Below are 21,900 nucleotides of genomic sequence, written 5' to 3'. Positions count from 1 at the left end.
CACTTTTTAGCCTGGCGCAGTTGCACCGGGCCAATAACTGGATACCGAGGGCTTTACTGCATGTCGAAAGAAGACAGCTTCGAAATGGAAGGCACTGTCGTCGACACCCTGCCCAACACCATGTTCCGCGTGGAGTTGGAAAACGGGCACGTCGTTACCGCGCATATCTCCGGCAAGATGCGCAAGAATTACATCCGTATTCTGACCGGTGACAAGGTCCGCGTCGAACTGACGCCATATGACCTGAGCAAAGGGCGCATCACCTACCGCGCTCGTTGATCGATACACACAAAAACGCCCGGCTATATGCCGGGCGTTTTTGTGTGCGCCTGATAACGCCGCCTAGTGTGAGCCGGCCTTGCCGACGATAGCGCCCATTTGGCCGCATCGCCGGCAAGACCGGTCCCCACAGGCACTCGGCGTCAGGCCATTTCTGCCGTGGTCTCGAAATCGAAGACCAGCTCGTCATCGCGAATGTCGATGTGCACCACACCGCCATGCTCGGCCAGCTCGCCAAACAGGATCTCTTCAGCCAAAGGCCGCTTGATCTTGTCCTGGATCAGCCGCGCCATTGGCCGCGCGCCCATCTGGGCATCGTAGCCACCGGCAGCCAGCCAGCTACGCGCCGCATCCGACACCTCTAGCAGAACGCGCTTGTCTTCCAGTTGCGCCTGCAGCTCGGTGAGGAACTTGTCCACCACGCTCTTGATCGTCTCGTGACTGAGGCGACCAAACTGGATGATGGTGTCCAGACGGTTGCGGAACTCCGGCGTGAAGCTCTTCTTGATCACTTCCATCGCGTCGGACGAGTGATCCTGGTGCGTGAAGCCAATCGAGGCCCGCGCAGCCGTCTCGGCGCCGGCGTTGGTGGTCATGATCACGATGACGTTGCGGAAGTCCGCCTTGCGCCCATTGTTGTCGGTCAACGTACCGTGGTCCATTACCTGCAGCAGCAGGTTGAAGACTTCCGGGTGGGCCTTCTCGATTTCGTCGAGCAGCAGCACACAATGCGGCTGCTTGGTAATGGCTTCGGTCAGCAAACCACCCTGGTCGAACCCGACATACCCCGGAGGCGCACCGATCAGCCGCGAAACCGTGTGCCGCTCCATGTACTCGGACATGTCGAAGCGCACCAGCTCCACCCCCAGCGCCTTGGCCAGCTGCCGCGCGGCCTCGGTTTTACCGACCCCGGTCGGACCGGAGAACAGGAACGAGCCCACCGGCTTGTCCGGCGCCTTGAGGCCGGCCCGCGACAGCTTGATGGCGGTCGCCAGCGAATCGATGGCCGCATCCTGACCGAATACGGTCAGCTTCAGGTCGCGCTCCAGGTTACGCAACAGCTCCTTGTCGGAACTGGTGACGTGTTTCGGTGGAATCCGCGCAATCTTGGCGACGATGTCCTCGACTTGCGGTACGTCGATGCGCTTGACGCGCATCTCGACCGGCTGCAGGCGCTGGTAGGCACCCGCCTCGTCGATCACATCGATAGCCTTGTCCGGCATGTGCCGATCATTGATGTAGCGTGCCGCCAGCTCGGCAGCAGCGCGCAGCGCCTCGTCGCTGTACTCGATGCTGTGGTGCGACTCGAAGCGACCCTTGAGCCCGCGCAGGATACCGACGGTGTCTTCCACCGATGGCTCGCTGACATCGACCTTCTGGAAGCGCCGCGCCAGGGCACGGTCTTTCTCGAAGATGCCGCGGAATTCCTGGAAGGTGGTCGAACCGATGCAACGAATATCCCCCGAAGACAGCAGCGGCTTGAGCAGGTTGGAAGCATCCATTACCCCACCCGACGCCGCGCCGGCACCAATGATGGTGTGGATCTCGTCGATGAACAGAATCGCCTGCGGCCGTTTACGCAGCTCGTTGAGTAGCGCCTTGAAGCGCTTCTCGAAATCGCCGCGGTACTTGGTACCGGCAAGCAACGCGCCCAGGTCGAGCGAATACACCACGCTTTGCGCAAGCAGATCGGGCACCTGGCCGTCAACGATGCGCTTGGCCAGGCCCTCGGCAATAGCGGTTTTACCGACGCCGGCCTCACCGACCAGCAGCGGGTTGTTCTTGCGGCGCCGCGCCAGAATCTGTGCCACACGCTCGACTTCGCTCTCCCGGCCAACCAGGGGGTCGATACGGCCTTGGCGCGCCAGTTCATTCAGATTGGCTGCATAGGCGTCCAGCGGATTGCCCGAGGAGGACGTTTCACCACCCTCTTCGTCCTGCATGTCCTGCTCACCATCGCTGTTGTGCTCACCATGACCCGGCACCTTGGAGATGCCATGGGCGATGTAGTTGACCACGTCGATCCGGGCAACGCTCTGCTGTTTGAGCAGAAACACTGCCTGACTTTCCTGTTCGCTGAAAATCGCGACCAGCACATTGGCGCCGGTGACTTCACGTTTGCCCGAGCTCTGGACATGGAAGACGGCCCGCTGCAGTACCCGCTGAAAGCCCAGGGTTGGCTGGGTCTCGCGATCCTCGTCATGTACGGGGATCAACGGCGTGGTGGAGTCGATAAACTCCTGCAGGTCGTGTTTGAGCTTGTCGAGGTTTGCGCCGCAGGCACGCAAAACGGTGGCGGCGGCCTCATTATCCAATAGCGCCAGCAGAAGGTGTTCGACGGTCATGAACTCATGACGCTTCGAACGGGCCTCCTTGAAGGCCAGATTGAGGGTGACTTCGAGCTCGCGGTTTAACATAGCTTCACCTCATACCCAAGTGGTCGGCGATTAACCGTCCTTCTCGATTTCACAGAGTAGCGGATGCTGGCTTTCCCTTGCGTATTGGTTGACCTGCATGGCCTTGGTCTCGGCGATGTCGCGGGTAAACAATCCGCACACTGCCCGTCCTTCTGTGTGGACGGCCAGCATGACCTTGGTCGCCAGCTCGCGATTAAGGTTAAAAAACACCTCGAGCACTTCGACGACGAAATCCATCGGTGTGTAGTCATCGTTGAACAAAACCACCTTGTACATCGGTGGCGCCTGCAGCGTCGGCTTGGCTTCCTGTACCGCCAGGCCGGAATCATCGTCCTCATGCGATTGCGGGCGATCCTGATTGAATGTTAGTCGAATCTGGCTATGTGCATGCATGGAAAGAATTTCATCATTTCGGCAAGTTAAGGTTGTGGGTTGACCGCTTGGCCGGCGCACGAAGCGTGCCGTCGCCTGACCTTGACTATCGGCAAAACGGTGTTACAACCAATAAGAACCCACCGTGGTCGATAAAGATCCGCGCAGTCAACCAGAATTTTCGCAGGTTCAATGCGGATGGAGTGGATGATACTCCAGTGATGGAGTCCTTTGCAGAGGGATATGAGGATGGCAAGCGGTAAAGTCAAGTGGTTCAACAACGCCAAGGGCTATGGCTTCATCAATGAAGAAGGCAAGACAGAAGATCTGTTCGCGCACTATTCGGCGATAAAAATGGATGGCTATAAAACGCTTAAAGCGGGCCAGACCGTTACCTTCAACATCACCCAGGGCCCGAAAGGACTGCATGCTGTCGACATTATGGGGTCGCCAGAAGCAGCCGCAAGCAGAACTGCCGACACCGCTCCGTCTACAGAACCCATCAACGCCTGATCGAATCAGCATAAAAAAACCGGCCAGCTCGTGAGGACTGGCCGGTTTTTGTGCTGCCTTACATGTGCTTGATCAGCGCCTCGCCGAAGCCGGACGACGACACCAGAGTGGCGCCTTCCATCAGACGTTCGAAGTCGTAGGTCACGGTTTTCGCTGCAATGGCACCGTTGGTGCCCTTGATGATCAGGTCGGCCGCCTCGGTCCAGCCCAGATGACGCAGCATCATCTCTGCCGAGAGAATCACCGAACCTGGGTTGACCTGGTCCTTGCCGGCGTATTTCGGCGCGGTGCCATGGGTGGCTTCGAACATGGCCACGGTATCGGACAGGTTGGCACCCGGCGCGATACCGATGCCACCCACCTCCGCCGCCAGCGCGTCGGACAGGTAGTCGCCATTGAGGTTGAGGGTAGCGATCACATCGTACTCGGCCGGACGCAGCAGGATCTGCTGCAGCATGGCGTCGGCAATGGCGTCCTTGACGATCACCTCGCGGCCGGTTTTCGGGTTCTTGAACTTCATCCATGGGCCGCCATCGAGCAGCTCGGCGCCGAATTCGTTCTTGGCGACTTCGTAGCCCCAGTCCTTGAAGGCACCTTCGGTGAATTTCATGATGTTGCCTTTGTGCACGATGGTCAGCGACTCGCGGTCGTTATCCACAACGTACTGCAGGGCTTTGCGCACCAAGCGCTGGGTGCCTTCCTTCGACACCGGCTTGATGCCGATACCGCAGTCCTGGTCAAAACGGATCTTGGTAACGCCCATTTCTTCCTTGAGGAACTTGATGACCTTGATGGCCTCGGGCGAGCCAGCCTTCCACTCGATACCGGCATAGATGTCTTCGGAGTTCTCGCGGAAGATCACCATGTCGACGTCGCCTGGCTTCTTCACCGGGCTTGGCACCCCCTGGAACCACACCACCGGGCGCAGGCATACGTAAAGGTCGAGCTGCTGACGCAGGGCCACGTTCAGCGAACGGATACCGCCACCGACCGGGGTGGTCAGCGGGCCCTTGATCGAAACCACGTACTCCCTCACTGCATCGAGGGTCTCCTGGGGCAGCCAGGTGTCCTGGTCATAGACCTGGGTGGCTTTCTCGCCGGCGTAGACTTCCATCCAGGCGATCTTGCGCTTGCCACCATAGGCCTTCTCGACCGCAGCATCGACCACCCGGATCATCACCGGGCTGACATCGACGCCAATGCCGTCGCCTTCGATGAACGGGATAATCGGATTGTCTGGAACATTGAGAGAATGGTCTGCATTGACGGTGATTTTGTCGCCGACTGCCGGAACCTTGATTTTCTGGTATCCCATGCTGCACTCCGCTTTTTTGGTTTGATTGGTCATCATGCAATCAGCAGAGCCTAACCCAGTTGGCGGATAACGGAAACCTCACCCGGTGAACCGTAACAATTGGCGAAAAACCTCTACTTCTTTCGTCTATAAGTGGCCATCCGGCCTCTTCGCCTTGATGACTCCGAGCAAGGGTTTGATATACTCCGGGCCGGTGACCAAAGGGTCACCAGGGGCGACCCGTCTGGAATGAGACCTCGGACCCCGACAAGACTGGGCTGTTACCGCAGTTCAGCCGTTTGACACTCGACTGATGCACCCACCATCACCGCACAGAACCCTCGACCTTCTGCTCATAGATATGCCTGAGCGAAGCGCCTACCCTGCGCACCTCGAGATTCTGCGCACGCTCAGCAAAACAGAGAGTTAACCCGAATATGCCCACCCGATCCAAGATCATCTACACCTTCACCGACGAAGCCCCTGCCCTCGCCACCTATTCATTGCTGCCCGTTGTCGAAGCCTTCACCGCAACCGCCGACATCGCCGTTGAAACCCGGGACATCTCTCTCGCCGGCCGCATCCTCTCTGCCTTCCCCGAACAGCTCGGCGCCGACAAGCAAGTGGCCGACCATCTGGCAGAACTGGGCCAACTGGCGACCACGCCTGAAGCCAACATCATCAAGCTGCCGAACATCAGCGCCTCGGTACCGCAGCTGAAAGCCGCGATCAAGGAACTGCAAGCCAAGGGCTTCAACATCCCGGACTACCCGGAAGCGCCGGCCAGCGACGCCGACAAAGAAGCCAAAGCCCGTTACGACCGTATCAAGGGCAGCGCCGTAAACCCGGTGCTGCGCGAAGGCAACTCCGACCGCCGCGCACCGCTGTCGGTCAAGAATTACGCGCGCAAGCACCCACACAAGATGGGCGCCTGGGCTGCCGACTCCAAGTCGCACATTGCCCACATGAACAACGGCGACTTCTACGGCAGCGAAAAAGCCGCCCTGATCGAAGCCGACGACACCCTGCGTATCGAACTGCTGGGCAAAGACGGCAGCACGTCGGTACTGAAAGAGAAAACCGCAGTCAAGGCCGGCGAGATCATCGACTGCGCCGTGATGAGCACCAAGGCGCTGCGCAGCTTCATCGCTGCCGAGATCGAAGAAGCCAAGGCCCAGGGCGTACTGCTGTCGGTTCACCTGAAAGCCACCATGATGAAGGTCTCCGACCCGATCATGTTCGGCCAGATCGTTGCCGAGTACTACAAGGACGCGCTGACCAAGCACGCCGCCGTACTGGAACAGGTCGGTTTCAACCTGAACAACGGTATCGGCGACCTGTACGCACGCATCAAGGCGCTGCCAGCCGAACAGCAAGCTGAAATCGAAGCCGACATCCAGGCTGTCTACGCCGTGCGCCCAGCGCTGGCAATGGTCAACTCGGACAAGGGCATCACCAACCTGCACGTGCCAAGCGACGTCATCGTCGACGCCTCGATGCCGGCGATGATCCGCGACTCGGGCAAGATGTGGAACGCCGAAGGCCAGTTGCAAGACACCAAGGCAGTGATCCCGGATCGCTGCTACGCAACCATCTACCAGGCGGTAATCGAAGACTGCAAGAAACACGGCGCCTTCGACCCAACCACCATGGGCAGCGTGCCTAACGTTGGCCTGATGGCGCAGAAAGCCGAAGAGTACGGCTCGCACGACAAGACCTTCCAGGCCAAGGCCGACGGCGTTATCCGCATCCTCGACAGCAAAGGCAACCTGCTGCTGCAACAGGACGTGGAAGCGGGCGATATCTTCCGCATGTGCCAGACCAAGGACGCACCGATTCAGGACTGGGTCAAACTGGCGGTCAACCGTGCCCGTGCCAGCGCCACCCCAGCGATCTTCTGGCTCGACCCACAGCGCGCCCACGACGGCGTGCTGATCGAGAAGGTCCAGAAGTACCTGAAAGACCACGACACCGCCGGCCTGGACATCCGTGTTCTGGCACCGGTCGAGGCCATGGCCGTTTCGCTGCAGCGCATCCGCGCCGGCCAGGACACCATTTCGGTGACCGGCAACGTCCTGCGCGACTACCTGACCGACCTGTTCCCGATCATGGAACTGGGCACCAGCGCCAAAATGCTCTCGATCGTACCGCTGATGAACAACGGCGGTCTGTTCGAAACCGGCGCCGGCGGCTCGGCACCGAAGCACGTCCAGCAACTGGTTGAAGAGAACTTCCTGCGCTGGGACTCGCTGGGTGAATTCCTGGCCCTGGCCGCTTCCCTGGAACACTTGGGCAACGCCTACGCCAACCCGAAAGCCAAGGTTCTGGCCAGCACCCTGGACCAGGCCACCGGCCAGTTCCTCGACAGCAACAAGTCGCCAGCCCGCAAGGTCGGCAGCATCGACAACCGTGGCAGCCACTTCTACCTGACCCTGTACTGGGCCGAGGCACTGGCGGCACAAACCGCCGACGCCGCCCTGCAAGCGCGCTTCGCCCCCCTGGCGAAAGTCCTGGCCGAGAACGAGGCAACCATCGTTGCCGAACTCAACGCCGTTCAGGGCAAGCCGGCAGAAATCGGTGGTTACTACTACCCGGATGCCGAGCTGACCCGCAAGGTGATGCGCCCAAGCGAAACCTTCAACAGCGCGATTTCCGCCCTGTAAGGTTCGCTTGAAGTAACAACAAGAGCCCCGGCCACGCACCGGGGTTTTTGCTTTTTGGATTTTGCGACGACTACCTCGTGGGACGAGCCCGCGATGAGACACCCCACCGACACAAGGGCAAACGTATGATCTGGCACCCTCATATCACCGTCGCCACCATCGTCGAAGACCAGGGCCGCTTCCTCTTCGTCGAGGAATTCAAAGCCGGCCAGCACGTCTTCAACCAACCCGCCGGGCACCTCGAAGCCAACGAAAGCCTGCGCGATGCCGCCCTGCGCGAAACCCTCGAAGAAACCGCCTGGGAGGTAGAATTGACCGGTGTCGTCGGCATCTACCTGTACACCGCACCCAGCAACGGCGTGACCTACCAGCGCATCTGCTTCGCCGCCCGCCCGCTGCGCCACCACCCCCTCCGCACCCTCGACAGCGACATCGTCCGCGCCGTGTGGCTGAGCCGCGAAGAACTGCTCGCCGACCCAAGCCACTGGCGCAGCGAACTGGTGCCGCGCTGCCTTGACGACTACCTCGCCGGGCCCTTGCACAGCCTTGAGCTGATCCGCGATTGAGCCGGCTTTAGCCTTGAACGGCGCAGCCTGATAGAATCGTTGTCTTTTTCCCAGATACGCATCCCATACCTATGTCCGAACCTGCTCTCTACGAATCCGAAAAGACGCGCGTCATCGTCGGCATGTCCGGCGGCGTGGACTCTTCCGTTTCCGCCCTCCTGCTGATGGAGCAGGGCTACCAGGTGGAAGGCCTGTTCATGAAGAACTGGGAAGAGGACGACGGCACCGAATACTGCACCGCCCGCGAAGACCTGGCCGACGCCCAGGCCGTATGCGACCGCATCGGTATCAAGCTGCACACCGCAAACTTCGCCGCCGAATACTGGGATAACGTCTTCGAACACTTCCTTGAAGAATACAAGGCCGGCCGCACGCCGAACCCGGACATCCTCTGCAACCGCGAGATCAAGTTCAAGGCGTTCCTCGATTACGCACTGATGCTCGGCGCCGACCTGATCGCCACCGGCCACTATGTGCGCCGCCGCGACACCGACGGACGCACCGAACTGCTCAAGGGCCTGGACCCGAACAAGGACCAAAGCTACTTCCTGCACGCCGTGGGCGGCGAGCAGATCGCCCGCACGCTGTTCCCGGTGGGTGAACTGGAGAAACCCGAAGTACGCGCCATCGCCGAGAAACATGGCCTGGCCACGGCGAAGAAGAAAGACTCCACCGGCATCTGCTTCATTGGCGAGCGCCGCTTCAGCGACTTCCTCAAGCAGTATCTGCCGGCCCAGCCGGGCGAGATCCAGACCACCGACGGCGAGGTCATTGGCCGCCATCACGGCCTGATGTACCACACCATCGGCCAGCGCCAGGGCCTGGGCATCGGCGGCCTGAAAGACGCCAGCGACGAGCCGTGGTACGTACTGGAAAAAGACCTCGGACGCAACGTGCTGGTAGTCGGCCAGGGCAACGAACACCCATGGCTGTTCTCCCGCGCCCTGCTGGCCTCGGAAATTTTCTGGGTCAACCCGATCGACCTGAGCAGCCCGCGCCGCCTGACAGCCAAGGTCCGCTATCGCCAGAGCGACCAGCACTGCACGCTGGAGCATACCGAAAGCGGTTACCGCGCAGTGTTCGACGAGCCACAACGCGCCGTGACCCCGGGTCAGTCGGTAGTGTTCTATGACGGGGAAATCTGCCTGGGTGGTGGCGTGATCGAAGTCGCCGAACCCTGGAGCAGCCGTTGATGAATGCAATGCAGGAGCAACTGATCGCCCTCGGCGGGGTTTTCCAGGCCGCCGTACTGGTTGACCGCATTGCCCGCACCGGCCAGGCCAGCGAAGCCAACCTCGGCTGCATGCTGGGCAGCCTGCTGGTGCGCGACCCGAAGGACACCCTGGAGGTGTTCGGTGGCGACGATATCAACCTGCGCGACGGCTACCGCGCGCTGGCCAGCGCACTCGAACGCGACCCTGGCAGCCTGCAGCGCGAGCCGCTGCGCTATGCCCTGGCAATGCTCGGCCTTGAGCGCCAGCTGGCCAAGCGTGGCGACATGCTCGAGATCATTGGCAATCGCCTGCCTCAAATCCAGTCCCAGGCCGAGCATTTCGGCCTGGTGCACGAGAACGTCATTGCGTCCAGTGGCTCCCTCTACCAGGACACCCTGAGCACCCTGCGCCAACGCATCCAGGTGCATGGCGACATGCGCCACCTGCAGCAGCCGAGCAATGCCTCGAAGATCCGCGCCCTGCTGCTGGCCGGCATCCGCGCCGCGCGCCTGTGGCGACAGCTCGGCGGGCACCGCTGGCAACTGGTGATCAGCCGGCGCAAGCTGCTCAAAGAGCTTTACCCAATGTTGCGCGGCTGACCCTGCTGCAGCCGACCGAATACCCCCGACCCGGGCGCGTTTTTCATGTATGATATGCGCCCTTTTCGTTGCCCGACTGTCCGAGAACACCCCATGCAGCTCTCCTCGCTCACTGCGGTTTCCCCTGTTGACGGCCGCTACGCCGGCAAAACCCAGGCCCTGCGCCCTATTTTCAGCGAATACGGCCTGATCCGTTTCCGCGCCCTGGTCGAGGTCCGCTGGCTCCAGCGCCTGGCCGCCCACCCACAGATCGCTGAAGTCCCGGCGTTCTCCGCCGAAGCCAACGCCGTGCTCAACAGCCTGGCCGACGACTTCGCCCTCGAACACGCCGAGCGCGTCAAAGAGATCGAGCGCACCACCAACCACGACGTCAAGGCCATCGAGTACCTGCTCAAGGAGCAGGCCGCCAAGCTGCCGGAACTGGCCAAGGTCAGCGAGTTCATCCACTTCGCCTGCACCAGCGAGGACATCAACAACCTGTCCCACGCGCTGATGCTGCGTGAAGGCCGCGACAGCGTGCTGCTGCCGCTGATGCGTCAGATCGCCGGCTCGATCCGTGAACTGGCCCACCGCTTCGCCGACGTACCGATGCTGTCGCGCACCCACGGCCAGCCGGCTTCGCCGACCACCCTGGGCAAAGAGCTGGCCAACGTCGTCTACCGTCTGGAGCGCCAGATCGCCCAGGTAGCCGCCGTGCCGCTGCTGGGCAAGATCAACGGTGCCGTGGGCAACTACAACGCCCACCTGTCGGCCTACCCGCAGATCGATTGGGAAGCCAATGCCCGCGCCTTTATCGAAGACGAGCTGGGCCTGGAGTTCAACCCGTACACCACCCAGATCGAACCGCACGACTACATCGCCGAGCTGTTCGACGCGATCGCCCGCTTCAACACCATCCTGATCGACTTCGATCGCGATATCTGGGGCTACATCTCCCTGGGCTACTTCAAGCAGCGCACGATTGCCGGCGAAATCGGCTCCTCGACCATGCCGCACAAGGTCAACCCGATCGACTTCGAGAACTCCGAAGGCAACCTGGGTATCGCCAACGCGCTGTTCCAGCACCTGGCCAGCAAGCTGCCGATCTCGCGCTGGCAGCGCGACCTGACCGACTCCACCGTGCTGCGCAACCTGGGCGTCGGTTTCGCTCACAGCGTGATTGCCTACGAAGCCAGCCTCAAGGGCATCGGCAAGCTGGAAATCAATACCGCGCGCATCGCCGAAGACCTGGATGCCTGCTGGGAAGTCCTGGCCGAGCCAATCCAGACCGTCATGCGTCGCTACGACATCGAAAACCCGTACGAGAAGCTCAAGGAGCTGACCCGCGGCAAAGGCATCAGCCCTGAAGCACTGTTGACCTTCATCGATGGTCTGGACATGCCTGCCGAGGCACGCGCCGAGTTGAAAAAACTCACCCCGGCGAACTACATCGGCAACGCGGCGGCACAAGCCAAGCGCATCTGAGCTGCGCCCCGCGTGTTAACGCCCGGCCGAGCCGGGCGTTTTTATTGCTGAAAGAAAATTACTTTTTTTCAATAGGTTACACATGAATCCTGATACTCCACTGCAGCTCCTCGGCGGCCTGACAGCACGCGAATTCCTGCGCGACTACTGGCAGAAGAAACCCCTGCTGGTGCGCCAGGCCTTTACCGATTTCGAAAGCCCGATCGACGCCGACGAACTGGCCGGCCTGGCCCTGGAAGAAGAAGTCGAATCGCGCCTGGTGCTCGAACATGGCGAGCGCCCATGGGAACTGCGCCGCGGCCCGTTCGAAGAGGACGCCTTCAGCAAACTGCCCGAGCGCGACTGGACCCTGCTGGTGCAGGCTGTCGACCAGTTCGTACCGGAAGTTGCCGAACTGCTGGAACACTTCCGCTTCCTGCCAAGCTGGCGCATCGACGACGTAATGATCAGCTACGCCGCCCCGGGTGGCAGCGTCGGCCCGCACTTCGACAACTACGACGTGTTTCTGCTGCAAGGCCAGGGCAAGCGCAACTGGAAAGTCGGCCAACTGTGCGATAGCGACAGCCCACTGATCGATCATGCCGACCTGCGCATCCTCGCCGACTTCGAGCAGACCGAGGAGTGGACCCTGGAGCCTGGCGACATGCTCTACCTGCCGCCACGCATCGCCCATTACGGCATTGCCGAAGACGACTGCCTGACCTACTCGGTCGGCTTCCGGGCACCCAGTGCCGCCGAAGTATTGACCCACTTCACCGACTTCCTCAGCCAGTTCCTGCCTGACGAAGAACGCTACAGCGATGCCGATGCGCAGCCGGTGAGCGACCCGCACCAGATCCAGCACGACGCCCTCGGCCGCCTCAAGGGCCTGCTCGCCGAGCACATGGGCGACGAGCGCCTGCTGCTGACCTGGTTCGGCCAATTCATGACCGAGCCGCGCTACCCGGAAATGGTGAGCGGCGAAGCACTGAGCGAGGAAGAGCTGATCGACGCGCTGGAACAAGGCGCCCTATTGATCCGCAACCCGAGCGCCCGCCTGGCCTGGTCGGAAGTCGACGATAACCTGCTGTTGTTCGCCAGCGGCCAGAGCCGCCTGCTGCCGGGCAATCTGCGCGAACTGCTGAAGCTGATCTGCGCCGCCGACGCCCTGCACATCGAGAACCTGGCCAAGTGGCTGGACGACGAGCAGAGCCTGACCCTGATCTGCGAGCTGATCAAGCAGGGAAGCCTGGGGTTCGCCAATGAATAAGATCCACGTACGCGTCGCCGACTGGCAGAAGGACAACGCGGACATTCGCCGCATCCGCGAAGCAGTGTTCATCCTGGAACAGTCGGTACCACCGGAGCTGGAGTGGGATGCGGACGACAACGATGCGATCCACTTCCTGGCCTTCGAAGGCGACTTTGCCGTAGGTACTGCGCGCCTGTTGCAGGATGGCCAGATTGGCCGGGTATCGGTACTCAAGGACTGGCGCGGGCTGAAAGTGGGTGACGCACTGATGCAAGCAGCCATCGACGAAGCACAGCACCGCGACCTGAAGCAGCAGATGCTGACGGCACAGGTGCATGCCACGGCGTTCTACGAGCGCCTGGGCTTCAAAGTGGTCAGCGAGGAGTTCCTCGAAGCGGGCATTGCTCACGTCGACATGGTTCGCGACTCCAAGCAACCAGCCTGACCCAGCCTCGGCAGCCCCGTTGCCGGCGATACAGTCCACAGCGACCTCATCGCCGGCAAGCCCCACACGCTCGGGTCAGGTGCCACACGAGCCGGACAACCTCCAGCAAATTTGCCATCATGTCTTCTCCACCCGCGGAGATCATGGACATGCCGCTACGCCCCCTGCTCGCCTCCCTGCTTCTGTCGTTCAGCCTCGGCGCACTGGCCGCCACCGAAGTCCTGCCACTGAATCATCGCACCAGCGCCGAGCTGCTCCCCACTGCACAATCGTTTATCGGCAAGGATGGCAGCGTCAGCGCCTTCGAAAACAAGCTGATCGTCAACGCCGAACCGAATCGCATCGACGCGCTGCGCACCCTGCTGCAACAACTCGACACAGCACCCAGGCGCCTGCTGATCAGTGTCGACAACGACGACAGCAATTACCAGGACAGCCGCGGCAACGCCCACGTGATCCGCTACGGCACCGCCAATCGCGAAGGCGGCCTGCAACAGATCCAGGCCAGCGAAGGCACTCCCGCGCTGATCCAGGTTGGCCAGAGCATCCCCATCAGCAGCACGCAAAGCGACGGCTACGGCCGCCTGCAAAGCCAGACTGAATACCGCAACGTCACCCAGGGCTTCTATGTGACCGCCAGCGTATCCGGCGAGACCGTTCACTTAAGCATCAGCACCAACAATGACCGCATGAGCCAGGAACGTCCCGATGTAGTGAAGGTGCAAAGCACCGACACAAAAGTCACTGGCCGCCTGGGCGAATGGATCACCCTGGCCGGTATCAACCAGCAGAGTCAGTCACAAAGAAGCGCTTCAGCACTGAGTTACAGCACCCAGCGTGGTGAAAACATGACATTGCGGGTAAAAGTCGACGCCCTGGACTAAAGCCACGGAAATCAAGGCTTCGACCAAAGGCCTCGAAACTGACCCAAGAGTCGTATTAGACCAAAGATGTAGTGGTGTGAAAAAAGCACTACAAAACATTTGACGGCCTCAAATCGCAGAGGCATGATGGCCCCGCTCCCGCTAATCAGAGGCCCTGGCAAGGGCCTTCGAGTCGCGCTCTAACTCACCCACCTGAGCCGACTCGTGTCTGTACAGCCCACAAGGCGGTTTGACGAGATTGCGACTGGAACGAAGTTGTCCCGAGGGACGGAAGCGCATCAAACGGTACACGGCAATGCCAGATCGAAGCAGTTCGGCAACCACGAGCCACCCTGCCCGAGACGTCACGCCAAGGACCCGCCGACTTCCCCCGCCTCGAGCCCCATCGTTCGACCGTCGCACATTTCGCCAGACACGACTGATCGCCAGCTTCTGATCAGCGAGCAATCGGTGCTGCCCCTGTATGCACAGCGCAGCCGACAGAGCGAACATATTTTACCGACCTATGCGACGAGGTTTGATTCCATGGCACTGACACGCGAACAGCAAATTGCAGCCCTTGAAAAAGACTGGGCCGAGAACCCGCGCTGGAAAGGCGTGACCCGTACCTACACTGCCGCTGATGTCGTTCGTCTTCGTGGCTCGGTGCAGCCAGAGCACACCCTGGCCCGCATGGGTGCCGAGAAGCTGTGGAACCTGGTGACCAAAGGTGCCCACCCTTCCTTCCGCCCAGAGAAAGATTTCGTCAACTGCATGGGCGCCCTGACCGGCGGCCAGGCAGTCCAGCAGGTTAAAGCCGGCATCCAGGCTATCTACCTGTCCGGCTGGCAAGTGGCTGCCGACAACAACTCGGCCGAGTCGATGTACCCTGACCAGTCGCTGTACCCGGTGGACTCGGTTCCAACCGTGGTCAAGCGCATCAACAACTCGTTCCGTCGCGCCGACCAGATCCAGTGGAAAGCTGGCAAGAACCCAGGCGACGACGGCTACATCGACTACTTCGCCCCCATCGTGGCTGACGCCGAAGCCGGTTTCGGCGGCGTACTGAACGCCTACGAGCTGATGAAGAACATGATCGAAGCAGGCGCCGCCGGCGTTCACTTCGAAGACCAGCTGGCATCGGTCAAGAAATGCGGCCACATGGGCGGCAAAGTTCTGGTACCCACCCAGGAAGCCGTACAAAAGCTGAGCGCTGCCCGCCTGGCGGCTGACGTTGCCGGTGTACCGACCATCATCCTGGCCCGTACCGACGCCAACGCCGCCGACCTGCTGACCAGCGACTGCGACCCGTACGACCAGCCGTTCGTGATCGGCGAGCGCACCCCGGAAGGCTTCTACAAGGTACGTGCCGGCCTGGATCAAGCCATCGCCCGCGGCCTGGCTTACGCCCCATACGCCGACCTGATCTGGTGCGAGACCGCCAAGCCAGACCTGGACGAGGCCCGTCGCTTCGCCGAAGCGATCAAGAAGGAATACCCGGACCAGATCCTCTCGTACAACTGCTCGCCTTCGTTCAACTGGAAGAAAAACCTGGACGACGCAACCATCGCCAAGTTCCAGCGCGAACTCTCGGCCATGGGCTACAAGCACCAGTTCATCACCCTGGCAGGCATCCACAACATGTGGCACGGCATGTTCAACCTGGCGCACGACTACGCTCGCAACGACATGACTGCGTACGTCAAACTGCAGGAGCAGGAATTCGCTGACGCTTCGAAAGGCTACACCTTCGTTGCGCACCAGCAGGAAGTGGGCACCGGCTACTTCGACGACATGACCACCGTAATTCAAGGTGGCAAGTCCTCGGTAACCGCACTGACCGGCTCCACCGAAGAAGAGCAGTTCCACTGATCGCTGATCGGTTGCTGACATTCGGGTAACACGCAAAACCCGGGGCCTGTGATGGGGCTCCGGGTTTTGCTTTTTTCGGCTGCCCGCGAGCGCCGGCCCTGCCGACGAATACCCCCACCCGGCCCGCACAAACCTGGCTATCCTTAGCTGCATAAAAACACCAAGGATCGGTCATGACCCGCCCTATCACGCTGCTCTGCATCGCCCTCTGTGCCGCCACCCTCTATATATATGCATTGGCCAGCCAGCAACCGCTGCTCGCCCTGCTGGTCAAACCCTTCCCGGTGCTCGCCCTGCTGGCATGGCTACGCGACGCCGACAATACCCCGTACCGCCGCTGGATCGCCATCGGCCTGGCCTTCTCGGTACTGGGTGACATCCTGCTGGCCTGGCCAGGCGATCTGTTTGTGTTCGGTCTTGGCGCGTTCCTTTGCGCCCACCTGGCCTACCTGCGCGGCTACCTCGGCGAAAGCCGTAGCCTGGCGCCCTGGGCGCTGCTGCTATCGCTGCTGTGCGGTGGCCTGCTGCTGAACCTGCTGATGCGCGCCGGGCTTGGCGAGCTGCAGGTGCCAGTGGCGGCGTATGCCGCCGCAATCACGGCAATGCTCTGGCGGGCCCTGGCCTGTGGCGGCCTGGCCGCGCTCGGCGCCATTGCCTTCGTATGCTCCGACAGCCTGATCGGTATCGACCGCTTCGTCAGCCCGTTCGCCGCCGCGCCGTACTTGATCATCCTTGGCTACTGGCTTGGCCAGTGGGGTATCGCCGCCTCCGTGTACCAGCGCACGCCGCGCAAAGCATTGACCTAGGGCGCTAACTCGGCAGCCAAAAGCTGCTAGAAAGATGGGTGCGGAAACTTGCAGGGGAAGGCCATGCCAAACAACTTGACAGGCAACTGCTTGGCGCAGGCAGAACAATCGACGTCAAATGATAGTAATTATCATTACAAAGTTGGCGGTTCATTACGCGGCACAAGAAACATAATTAACAAAAGCCGGGGCAATGCCCGTTCTACGGGGCCTGCAGACCATTACGAAAGATTTTTGTTCTTAATGCTACGAATAAATTTGCTGCAGAAATTTTACTTGCACCAGGTTTACCCATAAAATCAGCACGATAGATTTCGCTGCGACATATCGTCACTGCTCTACTTCTTTTCAAGCTCAGAGACCATCGCTCTCTGTTAAGGATTTTCAGCATGCCCGATTCGACAGGACTCATCGCCCACAACTGGGGCTTTGCCATTTTCCTTTTGGGTGTCGTCGGCCTGTGCGCCTTCATGCTCGGTCTGTCCGCCCTGCTCGGCAGCAAGGCCTGGGGCCGCAGCAAGAACGAACCGTTCGAATCCGGCATGCTGCCCACTGGCGGCGCCCGTCTGCGCCTATCCGCCAAATTCTATCTGGTCGCGATGCTGTTCGTGATCTTCGATATCGAAGCCCTCTTTCTCTTTGCATGGTCTGTGTCCGTCCGCGAAAGCGGCTGGACCGGATTCGTCGAAGCGCTCGTTTTCATAGCAATTCTGTTGGCAGGTCTTGTCTACCTTTATCGGGTGGGGGCGCTTGATTGGGCTCCGGAAGCTCGTCGTAAGCGGCAAGCGAAGCTGAAACAATGAGGCTTTGGCAATGCAATACAATCTCACCAGAATCGACCCGGATGCGCCTAACGAGCAATATCCAATCGGCGAACGGGAAACCGTCTCCGACTCGCTGCTAGAGGACCAGGTCCACAAGAACATCTTCATGGGCAAACTTGAAGATGTGCTCAGTGGCGCGGTCAACTGGGGTCGCAAGAACTCCCTGTGGCCGTACAACTTCGGCCTCTCCTGCTGCTACGTGGAGATGACCACGGCCTTCACGGCGCCCCACGACATCGCACGCTTCGGCGCCGAAGTCATCCGGGCATCGCCGCGTCAGGCCGACTTCATGGTTATCGCCGGCACCTGCTTCATCAAGATGGCGCCGATCATCCAGCGCCTGTACGAGCAGATGCTCGAACCCAAGTGGGTCATCTCCATGGGTTCGTGCGCCAACTCCGGTGGCATGTACGACATTTACTCGGTCGTTCAGGGGGTCGACAAGTTCCTCCCCGTGGATGTCTACGTGCCTGGCTGCCCGCCTCGCCCTGAAGCTTTCCTGCAAGGCCTGATGCTGCTGCAGGAATCGATTGGCCAGGAGCGTCGCCCTCTTTCCTGGGTCGTCGGCGATCAAGGCGTGTACCGCGCCGAGATGCCTTCGCAGAAAGAGCAGCGTCGTGAACAGCGCATCCAGGTCACCAACCTGCGCAGCCCCGACGAAGTCTGATCCAGCGACCTGCTGCCTGTTCCTGTCGAACAGGCGGCCTGGCTTCATTCTCTACGTTGACCGAAAGCGACCGAGACCATGACAGCGGACACCGCTATTTACATTCCGCCTTACAAGGCTGACGACCAGGATGTGGTCGTCGAACTGAACAATCGTTTTGGCCCAGAGGCGTTCACCGCCCAGGAAACCCGTACCGGCATGCCGGTACTGTGGGTTGCCCGCGCCAAACTGATCGAAGTGATGAACTTCCTGCGCAACGTGCAGAAGCCGTACAGCATGCTGTACGACCTGCACGGCGTCGACGAGCGCCTGCGCACCCAGCGTCGCGGCCTGCCGGGCGCGGACTTCACCGTGTTCTACCACCTGATGTCGGTAGAACGTAACAGCGACGTGATGATCAAGGTGGCCCTCAGCGAAGGCGACCTGAACGTTCCGACCGTGACCGGTATCTGGCCGAACGCCAACTGGTACGAACGTGAAGTCTGGGACATGTTCGGCATCGACTTTGCCGGCCACCCGCACCTCACCCGGATCATGATGCCGCCGACCTGGGAAGGTCACCCGCTGCGCAAGGACTTCCCGGCCCGCGCCACCGAGTTCGACCCGTTCAGCCTGAACCTGGCCAAGCAACAGCTCGAGGAAGAAGCCGCGCGCTTCAACCCGGAAGCCTGGGGCATGAAGCGTCAGGGCGCCAACGAGGACTACATGTTCCTCAACCTGGGCCCTAACCACCCTTCCGCTCACGGTGCCTTCCGTATCGTCCTGCAGTTGGACGGTGAAGAGATCGTCGACTGCGTACCGGACATCGGCTACCACCACCGTGGTGCCGAGAAAATGGCCGAGCGCCAGTCCTGGCACAGCTTCATTCCGTACACCGACCGAATCGACTACCTCGGCGGGGTGATGAACAACCTGCCGTACGTCATGGCCGTGGAGAAACTCGCGGGCATTCAGGTGCCGCAGAAAGTCGACGTGATCCGCGTGATGCTCGCCGAATTCTTCCGCATCACCAGCCACCTGCTGTTCCTGGGTACCTATATCCAGGACGTTGGCGCCATGACTCCGGTGTTCTTCACCTTCACCGACCGTCAGCGCGCCTACACTGTGATCGAAGCGATCACCGGCTTCCGCCTGCACCCGGCCTGGTACCGTATCGGTGGCGTCGCCCACGACCTGCCACGCGGCTGGGACAAGCTGGTCAAGGACTTCGTCGAATGGCTGCCCAAGCGTCTCGACGAATACACCAAGGCGGCGCTGCAGAACAGCATCCTCAAGGGGCGGACCATCGGCGTTGCCCAGTACAACACCAAAGAGGCCCTGGCCTGGGGTGTTACCGGTGCTGGCCTGCGTTCCACCGGCCTGGACTTCGACCTGCGTAAAGCGCGTCCGTACTCCGGCTACGAGAACTTCGAGTTCGAAGTACCGCTGGCCCATAACGGCGATGCCTATGACCGCTGCATGGTCCGCGTCGAAGAGATGCGCCAGAGTATCCGCATCATCGACCAGTGCCTGCGCAACATGCCGGAAGGCCCGTACAAGGCGGATCACCCGCTGACCACGCCGCCGCCGAAAGAGCGCACCCTGCAGCACATCGAAACCCTGATCACCCACTTCCTGCAGGTTTCGTGGGGCCCGGTCATGCCGGCCAACGAATCTTTCCAGATGATCGAGGCGACCAAGGGCATCAACAGTTACTACCTGACGAGCGACGGCGGCACCATGAGCTACCGCACCCGGATTCGCACCCCGAGCTACCCGCACCTGCAGCAGATCCCTTCGGTGATCCGTGGCAGCATGGTCGCGGACCTCATTGCGTACCTGGGCAGTATCGACTTCGTTATGGCTGACGTGGACCGCTAAGCATGAACAGCACGCTTATCCAAACCGATCGTTTCGTCCTGAGCGAAACCGAGCGCTCGGCCATCGAGCACGAGATGCACCACTACGAGGACCCGCGTGCGGCGTCCATCGAGGCCCTGAAGATCGTTCAGAAGGCCCGCGGCTGGGTGCCGGATGGCGCCATCTATGCCATCGGCGAACTGCTCGGCATTCCCGCCAGCGACGTCGAAGGCGTGGCCACCTTCTATAGTCAGATCTTCCGCCAGCCGGTTGGCCGGCACATCATCCGCGTCTGCGACAGCATGGTCTGCTACATCGGCGGCCACGAGTCGGTGGTCAGCCAGATCCAGAGCGAGCTGGGCATCGGCCTCGGCCAGACCACCGCCGATGGCCGCTTCACCCTGCTGCCAGTGTGCTGCCTGGGTAACTGCGACAAGGCCCCGGCCCTGATGATCGACGACGACACCTTTGGCGACGTCCAGCCTGCTGGCGTGACCAAACTGCTGGAGGGTTACGTATGACCATCACTTCCTTCGGCCCGGCCAACCGCATTGCCCGCAGCGCCGAGACGCACCCGCTGACCTGGCGTCTGCGTGACGACGGCGAACCGGTATGGCTCGACGAGTACCAGGCCAAGGACGGCTACGCTGCCGCCCGCAAGGCCCTGGCACAAATGTCCCAGGACGACATCGTCCAGACCGTGAAAGATTCCGGCCTCAAGGGCCGTGGCGGTGCGGGCTTCCCGACCGGCGTCAAATGGGGCCTGATGCCCAAAGACGAATCCATGAACATCCGCTACCTGCTGTGCAACGCGGATGAAATGGAGCCCAACACCTGGAAAGACCGCATGCTGATGGAGCAACAGCCCCATCTGCTGATCGAAGGCATGCTGATCAGCGCCCGCGCGCTGAAAGCCTACCGCGGCTACATCTTCCTGCGTGGCGAGTACACCACCGCTGCCCGCAACCTCAACCGTGCGGTCGAAGAAGCCAAGGCCGCCGGCCTGCTGGGCAAGAACATCCTCGGCAGCGGCTTCGACTTCGAGCTGTTCGTCCACACCGGCGCCGGTCGCTACATCTGCGGTGAAGAAACCGCCCTGATCAACTCCCTCGAAGGGCGCCGGGCCAACCCGCGCTCCAAGCCGCCGTTCCCGGCAGCCGTTGGCGTGTGGGGCAAACCGACCTGCGTGAACAACGTCGAAACCCTGTGCAACGTGCCGGCCATCGTCGGCAACGGCATCGACTGGTACAAATCGCTGGCCCGCGAAGGCAGCGAAGACCACGGCACCAAGCTGATGGGCTTCTCCGGCAAGGTGAAGAACCCTGGCCTGTGGGAACTGCCGTTCGGCGTCCAGGCCCGCGAGCTGTTCGAAGACTACGCCGGCGGCATGCGCGATGGTTTCAAGCTCAAGTGCTGGCAGCCGGGTGGTGCTGGTACCGGTTTCCTGCTGCCCGAGCACCTCGACGCGCAAATGTATGCCGGCGGCATCGCCAAGGTAGGCACCCGGATGGGTACCGGCCTGGCCATGGCGGTCGACGACAGCGTCAACATGGTCTCGCTGCTGCGCAACATGGAAGAGTTCTTCGCCCGTGAATCCTGTGGCTTCTGCACCCCGTGCCGCGACGGCCTGCCATGGAGCGTCAAGCTCCTGCGCGCCCTCGAAAAAGGCCAGGGCCAGCAGGGTGACATCGAGACCCTGCTGGGTCTGGTCGGCTTCCTTGGCCCAGGCAAGACCTTCTGTGCGCACGCCCCGGGTGCCGTCGAGCCGCTGGGTAGCGCGATCAAGTACTTCCGCCCGGAATTCGAGGCCGGCATCGCTGCTTCTGCTCCTGCAGCCCTGCGCCCGGACCTGGCCAAGCCGATTGTAGTCGGCGCATAACGAATAAAACGCGGGTGGTCCGTGCCACCCGCTGCTTGCTCAGCTCGCCCGGGGATACCTGTAGCGGGCTGCAGGCACACAGTTTTCCATTAG

Annotated in this window: 20 protein-coding genes; 17 read left to right on the top strand and 3 right to left on the bottom strand. The window is 61.2% G+C overall.

Annotated features, from left to right (window positions below):
- Positions 1 to 60: 60 nt before the first annotated feature.
- Positions 61 to 279 carry a translation initiation factor IF-1 gene (infA, locus tag DCO48_RS15700; protein WP_002553999.1) on the top strand — a complete coding sequence of 73 codons (219 nt, stop codon included), beginning with the start codon at positions 61 to 63 and terminating at the stop codon, positions 277 to 279.
- 143 nt (positions 280 to 422) lie between these two features.
- Here infA and clpA read toward each other — a convergent pair whose 3' ends face one another.
- Together clpA and clpS are read right to left on the bottom strand one after the other, a co-directional pair.
- Positions 423 to 2,696, bottom strand: a complete 2,274-nt coding sequence (clpA, locus tag DCO48_RS15695; RefSeq protein WP_116551527.1) for an ATP-dependent Clp protease ATP-binding subunit ClpA — start codon at positions 2,694 to 2,696, stop codon at positions 423 to 425.
- 30 nt (positions 2,697 to 2,726) lie between these two features.
- The gene (gene clpS / locus DCO48_RS15690; RefSeq protein WP_116551526.1) at positions 2,727 to 3,089 is read right to left on the bottom strand and encodes an ATP-dependent Clp protease adapter ClpS; all 363 of its coding nucleotides are present in this window, start codon (positions 3,087 to 3,089) and stop codon (positions 2,727 to 2,729) included.
- Between the two features lie 228 nt (positions 3,090 to 3,317).
- On the opposite strand from clpS, the gene cspD reads away from it, so the two are divergent.
- Entirely contained in the window at positions 3,318 to 3,581 is a 264-nt protein-coding gene (gene cspD / locus DCO48_RS15685; protein ID WP_116551550.1) for a cold shock domain-containing protein CspD, read from the top strand.
- Between the two features lie 58 nt (positions 3,582 to 3,639).
- Here the strand turns inward: cspD and icd are convergent, their stop codons facing one another.
- Positions 3,640 to 4,896 (bottom strand): NADP-dependent isocitrate dehydrogenase, encoded by a 1,257-nt coding sequence (gene icd, locus DCO48_RS15680; RefSeq protein WP_116551549.1) that lies wholly within the window; start codon positions 4,894 to 4,896, stop codon positions 3,640 to 3,642.
- Positions 4,897 to 5,312: 416 nt separating this feature from the next.
- Between icd and DCO48_RS15675 the strand changes: the two genes are divergently transcribed.
- The 15 genes from DCO48_RS15675 to nuoF all read left to right on the top strand — a co-directional run bounded on the left by DCO48_RS15675 (position 5,313) and on the right by nuoF (position 21,807).
- Positions 5,313 to 7,538 (top strand): NADP-dependent isocitrate dehydrogenase, encoded by a 2,226-nt coding sequence (locus DCO48_RS15675; protein ID WP_116551525.1) that lies wholly within the window; start codon positions 5,313 to 5,315, stop codon positions 7,536 to 7,538.
- A 125-nt stretch (positions 7,539 to 7,663) separates the two neighbouring features.
- A complete protein-coding gene (locus tag DCO48_RS15670) occupies positions 7,664 to 8,104 on the top strand; it encodes an NUDIX hydrolase (RefSeq protein WP_116551524.1) in 441 nt (146 codons plus the stop codon).
- A gap of 71 nt (positions 8,105 to 8,175) precedes the next feature.
- Complete coding sequence (gene mnmA, locus DCO48_RS15665; RefSeq protein WP_116551523.1) at positions 8,176 to 9,297, top strand: tRNA 2-thiouridine(34) synthase MnmA; 1,122 nt, start codon at positions 8,176 to 8,178, stop codon at positions 9,295 to 9,297.
- Entirely contained in the window at positions 9,297 to 9,917 is a 621-nt protein-coding gene (gene hflD, locus DCO48_RS15660) for a high frequency lysogenization protein HflD (protein ID WP_116551522.1), read from the top strand. The genes mnmA and hflD overlap by 1 nt, the downstream gene beginning before the upstream one ends.
- A 93-nt stretch (positions 9,918 to 10,010) precedes the next feature.
- A complete protein-coding gene (gene purB / locus DCO48_RS15655) occupies positions 10,011 to 11,381 on the top strand; it encodes an adenylosuccinate lyase (RefSeq protein ID WP_116551521.1) in 1,371 nt (456 codons plus the stop codon).
- Between the two features lie 82 nt (positions 11,382 to 11,463).
- Positions 11,464 to 12,630, top strand: a complete 1,167-nt coding sequence (locus DCO48_RS15650; protein ID WP_116551520.1) for a cupin domain-containing protein — start codon at positions 11,464 to 11,466, stop codon at positions 12,628 to 12,630.
- Entirely contained in the window at positions 12,623 to 13,057 is a 435-nt protein-coding gene (locus tag DCO48_RS15645; protein ID WP_116551519.1) for a GNAT family N-acetyltransferase, read from the top strand. The genes DCO48_RS15650 and DCO48_RS15645 overlap by 8 nt, the downstream gene beginning before the upstream one ends.
- Positions 13,058 to 13,176: 119 nt before the next feature.
- Positions 13,177 to 13,941 carry a secretin N-terminal domain-containing protein gene (locus DCO48_RS15640; protein ID WP_256584082.1) on the top strand — a complete coding sequence of 255 codons (765 nt, stop codon included), beginning with the start codon at positions 13,177 to 13,179 and terminating at the stop codon, positions 13,939 to 13,941.
- A gap of 525 nt (positions 13,942 to 14,466) precedes the next feature.
- On the top strand, positions 14,467 to 15,792 hold the full coding sequence (gene aceA / locus DCO48_RS15635; protein ID WP_116551517.1) for an isocitrate lyase: 1,326 nt from the start codon (positions 14,467 to 14,469) through the stop codon (positions 15,790 to 15,792).
- 173 nt (positions 15,793 to 15,965) lie between these two features.
- Positions 15,966 to 16,598 carry a lysoplasmalogenase gene (locus DCO48_RS15630; RefSeq protein WP_116551516.1) on the top strand — a complete coding sequence of 211 codons (633 nt, stop codon included), beginning with the start codon at positions 15,966 to 15,968 and terminating at the stop codon, positions 16,596 to 16,598.
- Between the two features lie 389 nt (positions 16,599 to 16,987).
- A complete protein-coding gene (locus DCO48_RS15625) occupies positions 16,988 to 17,401 on the top strand; it encodes an NADH-quinone oxidoreductase subunit A (RefSeq protein ID WP_116551515.1) in 414 nt (137 codons plus the stop codon).
- 10 nt (positions 17,402 to 17,411) lie between these two features.
- A complete protein-coding gene (locus DCO48_RS15620; RefSeq protein ID WP_116551514.1) occupies positions 17,412 to 18,089 on the top strand; it encodes an NADH-quinone oxidoreductase subunit B in 678 nt (225 codons plus the stop codon).
- A gap of 78 nt (positions 18,090 to 18,167) precedes the next feature.
- Positions 18,168 to 19,949 carry an NADH-quinone oxidoreductase subunit C/D gene (nuoC, locus tag DCO48_RS15615; RefSeq protein WP_116551513.1) on the top strand — a complete coding sequence of 594 codons (1,782 nt, stop codon included), beginning with the start codon at positions 18,168 to 18,170 and terminating at the stop codon, positions 19,947 to 19,949.
- Positions 19,950 to 19,951: 2 nt separating this feature from the next.
- Entirely contained in the window at positions 19,952 to 20,449 is a 498-nt protein-coding gene (nuoE, locus tag DCO48_RS15610; RefSeq protein WP_116551512.1) for an NADH-quinone oxidoreductase subunit NuoE, read from the top strand.
- Positions 20,446 to 21,807 (top strand): NADH-quinone oxidoreductase subunit NuoF, encoded by a 1,362-nt coding sequence (nuoF, locus tag DCO48_RS15605; RefSeq protein ID WP_116551511.1) that lies wholly within the window; start codon positions 20,446 to 20,448, stop codon positions 21,805 to 21,807. The genes nuoE and nuoF overlap by 4 nt, the downstream gene beginning before the upstream one ends.
- Positions 21,808 to 21,900: the final 93 nt, after the last annotated feature.

The sequence above is a fragment of the Pseudomonas sp. SDI genome (assembly GCF_003105155.1).
Taxonomy (GTDB): domain Bacteria; phylum Pseudomonadota; class Gammaproteobacteria; order Pseudomonadales; family Pseudomonadaceae; genus Aquipseudomonas.
This window is presented reverse-complemented; position numbering and strand designations above follow the sequence as displayed.

Coding starts and splice junctions, on each gene's coding strand:
- aceA (WP_116551517.1), top strand. CDS start 14,467: ATGGCACTGACACGCGAACAGCAAATTGCAGCCCTTGAAAAAGACTGG.
- nuoE (WP_116551512.1), top strand. CDS start 19,952: ATGAACAGCACGCTTATCCAAACCGATCGTTTCGTCCTGAGCGAAACC.
- nuoF (WP_116551511.1), top strand. CDS start 20,446: ATGACCATCACTTCCTTCGGCCCGGCCAACCGCATTGCCCGCAGCGCC.
- DCO48_RS15675 (WP_116551525.1), top strand. CDS start 5,313: ATGCCCACCCGATCCAAGATCATCTACACCTTCACCGACGAAGCCCCT.
- DCO48_RS15670 (WP_116551524.1), top strand. CDS start 7,664: ATGATCTGGCACCCTCATATCACCGTCGCCACCATCGTCGAAGACCAG.
- clpS (WP_116551526.1), bottom strand. CDS start 3,089: ATGCATGCACATAGCCAGATTCGACTAACATTCAATCAGGATCGCCCG.
- DCO48_RS15645 (WP_116551519.1), top strand. CDS start 12,623: ATGAATAAGATCCACGTACGCGTCGCCGACTGGCAGAAGGACAACGCG.
- DCO48_RS15620 (WP_116551514.1), top strand. CDS start 17,412: ATGCAATACAATCTCACCAGAATCGACCCGGATGCGCCTAACGAGCAA.
- hflD (WP_116551522.1), top strand. CDS start 9,297: ATGAATGCAATGCAGGAGCAACTGATCGCCCTCGGCGGGGTTTTCCAG.
- DCO48_RS15640 (WP_256584082.1), top strand. CDS start 13,177: ATGTCTTCTCCACCCGCGGAGATCATGGACATGCCGCTACGCCCCCTG.
- cspD (WP_116551550.1), top strand. CDS start 3,318: ATGGCAAGCGGTAAAGTCAAGTGGTTCAACAACGCCAAGGGCTATGGC.
- purB (WP_116551521.1), top strand. CDS start 10,011: ATGCAGCTCTCCTCGCTCACTGCGGTTTCCCCTGTTGACGGCCGCTAC.
- icd (WP_116551549.1), bottom strand. CDS start 4,896: ATGGGATACCAGAAAATCAAGGTTCCGGCAGTCGGCGACAAAATCACC.
- DCO48_RS15650 (WP_116551520.1), top strand. CDS start 11,464: ATGAATCCTGATACTCCACTGCAGCTCCTCGGCGGCCTGACAGCACGC.
- mnmA (WP_116551523.1), top strand. CDS start 8,176: ATGTCCGAACCTGCTCTCTACGAATCCGAAAAGACGCGCGTCATCGTC.
- DCO48_RS15625 (WP_116551515.1), top strand. CDS start 16,988: ATGCCCGATTCGACAGGACTCATCGCCCACAACTGGGGCTTTGCCATT.
- infA (WP_002553999.1), top strand. CDS start 61: ATGTCGAAAGAAGACAGCTTCGAAATGGAAGGCACTGTCGTCGACACC.
- DCO48_RS15630 (WP_116551516.1), top strand. CDS start 15,966: ATGACCCGCCCTATCACGCTGCTCTGCATCGCCCTCTGTGCCGCCACC.
- nuoC (WP_116551513.1), top strand. CDS start 18,168: ATGACAGCGGACACCGCTATTTACATTCCGCCTTACAAGGCTGACGAC.
- clpA (WP_116551527.1), bottom strand. CDS start 2,696: ATGTTAAACCGCGAGCTCGAAGTCACCCTCAATCTGGCCTTCAAGGAG.